Source organism: Streptomyces sp. M-16 (genome assembly GCF_052114405.1).
GTDB lineage: Bacteria > Actinomycetota > Actinomycetes > Streptomycetales > Streptomycetaceae > Streptomyces.
Genome location: NZ_JBFRER010000236.1, coordinates 1 through 4,736, shown reverse-complemented (window position 1 = coordinate 4,736; position 4,736 = coordinate 1). Strand labels below are relative to the sequence as shown.

Annotated in this window: 5 protein-coding genes and 2 pseudogenes; all 7 read left to right on the top strand. The window is 74.2% G+C overall.

Translation table 11 applies throughout. The features are described 5' to 3' along the window. A pseudogene (locus AB4039_RS41475) lies at positions 1–376 on the top strand (hypothetical protein); the annotation flags it as partial. After that, complete coding sequence (locus AB4039_RS41470) at positions 370–906, top strand: hypothetical protein (protein WP_442273221.1); 537 nt, start codon at positions 370–372, stop codon at positions 904–906. The pseudogene AB4039_RS41475 and the gene AB4039_RS41470, both read left to right, overlap by 7 nt. A gap of 471 nt (positions 907–1,377) precedes the next feature. Then, positions 1,378–2,004 carry a hypothetical protein gene (locus AB4039_RS41465; RefSeq protein ID WP_442273220.1) on the top strand — a complete coding sequence of 209 codons (627 nt, stop codon included), beginning with the start codon at positions 1,378–1,380 and terminating at the stop codon, positions 2,002–2,004. Between the two features lie 19 nt (positions 2,005–2,023). Then, positions 2,024–2,785 (top strand): hypothetical protein, encoded by a 762-nt coding sequence (locus AB4039_RS41460; RefSeq protein ID WP_442273219.1) that lies wholly within the window; start codon positions 2,024–2,026, stop codon positions 2,783–2,785. 30 nt (positions 2,786–2,815) lie between these two features. Then, entirely contained in the window at positions 2,816–3,058 is a 243-nt protein-coding gene (locus AB4039_RS41455; protein WP_007264842.1) for a hypothetical protein, read from the top strand. 22 nt (positions 3,059–3,080) lie between these two features. Further along, entirely contained in the window at positions 3,081–4,421 is a 1,341-nt protein-coding gene (eccD, locus tag AB4039_RS41450) for a type VII secretion integral membrane protein EccD (protein WP_442273222.1), read from the top strand. 16 nt (positions 4,422–4,437) lie between these two features. Continuing rightward, positions 4,438–4,736: pseudogene (locus AB4039_RS41445) on the top strand (hypothetical protein); the annotation flags it as partial.

The following is a 4,736-nucleotide window of genomic DNA, read 5'->3' as shown; positions in this document are numbered from 1 at the left end:
GGGCGAGGACCTGAACAAGGCGCAGGACCTGCCGTGGGGTTCGCAGCTGGAGGAGACCCATCGGGCGTGGGAGATCGGTTACTGGGCGAAGTCCTTCGTCTGGGACGGTCTGATCGTCGACGGGATCTGGGGCACSATCCGYGGCCTGGGGACGCTCATCGGTGTCGACGGGTGGGACAAGGCGGGTCAGGCCTGGACAGGGCTTGCGAAGCTGGCGACGGGTCTGGCCATCGCCTCGATCCCGGGTGTGGGCACGGCGTTCTGGAAGTGCCCGACCAGCCCTCCGAGGAGGAGCTCGCTGCCGCGCTGGCGCGAGCGCTGGGCACGCCCGTGCTCGCATCCTGGGGAAGCGTCCCGTCGATCCACCGGGTGGTGACCCCCGAGGGCCTCACCACCTTCGCCCGGGTCGAGGAGCTGGAGGGCGAGGAGGCGGGCTGCACGGTCTCCACCACACAGGTTGCGCTGCCTGGATTCCCCCGCGCGATGGTGGAGGGACTTCCCGAGGTCCCCCGGGAGCTTCCGGTGGCCACTCCGGTGACGGACGCGCTCCTGCCCGACGCGGACCGGCACAGTCCGGCCGGTGAGGCCCGGACGCTCGTATGGCTGTGGGAGGCGTTCATTTCGCGGATGGTGGCGGGCTGGCAGCCTGCAGGGTGGTACGGGGCCGCCATGTACCGGGAGGACCTGGAGAACCGCGATCGGCTGGGCGCGGCGGCCGAGGCGCTCACAGGCGACGAGCGGGCACTCGTGACCGCCTCGCTGGAGCGTCTGGACACCGTGTTCCGCGAGCACACGGTGGAGGACGACGGCCGGGCGCTCGCGGCCGCGCTCGAAAAGGACACCGGTGACCTGGCCTCCGCAGCCTGGTACTGGCACCGCCGCCCGGTGGCCCTGCCGTGGGGCTGAGCCGCGGCGCTTGAGGTGTGATGCGCGTGCCGACCCGGGGAGGTGGAGCCGCTCCGGTCGGCCGCGCGGAGGTGGAGAAGCTGGTGATCACGTCCGAGCCCGTCGGTGAGTGGTTCTGGGAGCCCGACCCGTCGGTGGATCCCGCCGACGGGGGCGCCTTGAGGGCGGTGGGGCTGCTCTCGGGCCTCGCGGACGTCCTGGTGGCGTGCGGACTCGTCACCGGGGAGGGCTCCGGCTCGGTCGTGCTCGCCGACCGGCGTGACATGGCCAGGCCGCTGTTCGCCTGCCGCGACGTCCCGGTGGGGGCCGGCCTCGCCGACGCCGCGGGGCGGGCGGACGCCGTAGGGCTGTTCCCGGACCGCCTGTTGACGGTGAGCCTGGAGCTGGCGGGCGAGTGGCTGGAGGCCGGCGCGGTGCGCCGGGCGGAGAAGCTGTTCACCCTCCGGGTCGAGGTGTGGGGCGAAGGGGGCGGTGCTGCTGGTTCTGTCAACCTACGCCGACGCCTGGCTGACCCAGGACCTCAGGGAGCGTCCGCAGCCGGAGGTGGCGGCGGAGAACGCGCCCAGGCTTTCGGCCGCGTTGAAGCGGATCTCCGAGCTGACGGAGTCCGAGATCGACCCCGGAGACCCCACCAAGCATGCCCGTCCCACTGTGGAAGGCTTCGCCGACCTGCTGGTCGAGGGGGCGGAGTACGACGACTCGTGGAGCACTTTCGAGGTACCCGCTCGCTGGCGGCGCCTCATGAAGCTCGTTGCCGGGGAGTCCGAAGGTGAGGACTACGAGAGCACCACGGAACATCCGGTCCGCTACGCGCTCGTCCGGCGTGGTGACCAGGTGGTGGGTTACCTCTGGGCGGCCGTGGGTGACGAGGCTGCTGGGTACGAGCCCCGTACCGCAGCGGGCGATGAGGCGTTTGAAGCCGGTGTGCCATGGGTGCTGAGCCTCCGTTCCCTGCGTCTGAGGGGATTCCGTCCGATGGCGGCGTTGAACGAGCTGCTCGGTGCTTCGGACAGCAGTGGGAGCGACTCCATCGTGGAGACCACGGTGTACGAGGCTGCTTCGCTGGACGCGTTGGAGGAACTGTCGGGGCGGTGCTGACCAGGAGAAGGGAGCCGAAGTGGCCGGTGACGCGGCGTCGCGCGTGCTGGAGCGGCTGCGGGCGGTGGAGTGGTGCGGGGACTGGGACTTCGCGTTCGGGCACGTGAAGTCCCGGCGGGTCCTGCTGCGCGAGTACATGCGCCGGGCGGCCCTGTGGGCCCGGGCGCACTCGGCCGAGGAGGCCTGGCCCTTCTTGGACGTCACTCCGTATGCCGCCCCGGATTTCGTGCTCGCGCCGGAGCTCGCCGGAGCGCTACGGGAGTTCCTCGGCGGGATCGGCTACGTCGAGGTCCGCAGCACCTGCGCCGGAGCGGTGCGGCTGGCGGAACTCCGCGCGCTGGACCCGGATGTCGGGGCCGGGCTGCCCGACCTCTACGAACCGCTGCTCCTCTTCTACGAGCGGGGCGGCGAGTTCTTCCGGGACGGCGCGGGCTTCCTCGAACTGACGGGGGTGCGGTACCGGCACGGCCCGCTGGCGGGCCTTCTCGGCGGCGCACCCCTCACCCGGCTCGACGGCCTCGTGCTCGACGCCCTCGATGCCGAGGGGCGCGTCACGTACCACCGGGCGGCCGGGGGCCGTGGTCCGCTGCTGAGGCGGCGCGTGCTGCGGGACGTACGGACGGACGAGCTGTTCGGCGCCGACCTGCGCTGGCACCCGACGGAGCGGTTGGCGCGGGAGCCGGGGCCGGTCGGGGTCGACGAGTGGGAGGCGGCCCGGTTCATCGGGGAGGCCGTTGCGGACGCGGAGGGCCCCGTGTGGAACCTTGGACCGGGGTATTAGCGTCGGGGCGGAGAGGAAAGGGGGGCCGGGATGGCGGCCGAGGATTACGACAGCCAGTTGCTGGAGTCCGTCGCGGTACGGCGGCGCAGGATGCGTGACGCCGTGCTGTTCGGGGCGCAGCGCGGGCGGCGCGTGGCCGACGAGCGGATCGGGAAGGCCGTCGCCGGACTGGTCATCGCGGCCGTGCTGTGCGCGGGATGCGTGGGATGGTCGTTCATCTCGCACCGGCTCATCGGCAAGGTCGGCACCCCGGGACAGGTCAGTACTCGGTGATAGGTTCGGGCGCGTGGTGAGCATGGGGGCGGGAATCGGTACGGCACTGAGCCGGGTCACCCTGGTGGGTGAGCGGCGGAGGATGGATCTCGTACTGCCCTCCCAGGAGCCTGTCGGGCGGCTTTTGCCGGACGTCATACGGATGTTGGACGACCGGGTCGCCGCGCAGCCGACGCTGCGCCACCTGGTGACCGCCGACGGGTCGGTACTCGAACACGACGTCTGCCTCGCGGACGCCGGGATCGGCGACGGCGCCGTGCTGCGGCTCGTGCGGGTGCAGGACGTGCCGTCCGCGCCCGTCGTGCACGACGTCACGGACGAGGCCGCCGAGGACCTGGATGTCCGCGCCTGGCGCTGGCGGCCGGGCGCGCGGCGGGTCACCGCCGGGGCCGGGCTGGTCGGATGGGCGCTGCTCGCCGGGTGGTTCGCCCGGCGGGAGTTCGCGCCGGGCGCGGTGGCCGGGGCGCTGCTCGCGGTGGCCGCGGTCGCCGCTGTCGTCGGGGCGCTCGCCGGGCGGCTGAAGCGGTCCGGGCTCGCGGCGGCGCTGCTGGCGACCGCCGGGGCCGTCGGCGTGCTCGGGGCGTGGACCCTGGGCGACGCGCAGCACTGGGGTCCGATGGGGCGGCTCGCCGCCGTGGCGGGCGCGCTCGCGGTGGGGCTCGCGCTGCTGGGGTGGTTCACGCCGCTCGGGCGGGGCGGGTTCGTCGGGGCGGCCGCCGTGGTGGCGCTGACCGGTGGCTGGGAGGCCGTCGCCGTCGCCCAGGGCGGCGCGGGGGCCCGTACCGGCGCCGTGCTGGCCGTGGTCTCGGTGGTCCTGCTCGGGCTGCTGCCGCGGCTCGCTCTGGCGGCGGCCGGCCTGACCGGGCTCGACGACCGCCGTGCGCGGGGGGCTTCGGTCAGCCGGTACAAGGTCGCGACCGCCCTCGGCGCGACCCACCGGGGCATGGCGCTGGCCACCCTCGCCACCTCCGTCTCGGCGGGTGCGGCCGGGGTGCTCGCGCTGCGGGAACCCGATGTCTGGACGGTGTCGCTGGCCGTGGCCGTCGCCGGCGTGCTGTGGCTGCGGGCGCGGGCGTTCCCGCTCGTCGCGGAGGTGGTCGCGCTGCTGCTGGCCGGGGCCGCCGTCACCGTGGCCGCGCTGCTGGTGTGGGCGGAGCGGGCCGGCGCGGCCGGGCCGCTGGCGACGCTGCTGGTGCTGGCGCTGGCGGCGCTCGGGGTACTGGCCGTACAGCCGCCCGAGCACGTACGGGTCCGGCTGYGGCGATTCGGGGACACCGCCGAGTCGCTGTGCGTCATCGTGCTGTTCCCGCTGCTCATCGGGGTGTTCGGCGTGTACGGGCGGCTGCTCGGCACCTTCGCGTAAGGGTTGCGACTCAGACATGTCAGACATGAGCCAGAGCCGGCGTGACGACTGGCAGGCCGGGGTCCTCGGCGAACTGACGGGCGCGCCGACCGCCCCCGCGCCGTCGGCGCAGGCGGGTGCGGGCCAGGGCCCGTCCACCCCCGGCCGCCCCCCGATACAGCCCCACCCCGACCACGAAGCCGCTCCCGGCGGCCCGGCGCAGGCCGACGGCCACGGCCGGTTCGCGGGAGGCCCCGGCGCCCCGGCGCAGGCCGACGGCCACGGGCCGTTTCCGGGCGGGCCCACCGGCCACGGCCCGTTCGCCACGGCCCGTTC

Coding starts and splice junctions, on each gene's coding strand:
- AB4039_RS41455 (WP_007264842.1), top strand. CDS start 2,816: ATGGCGGCCGAGGATTACGACAGCCAGTTGCTGGAGTCCGTCGCGGTA.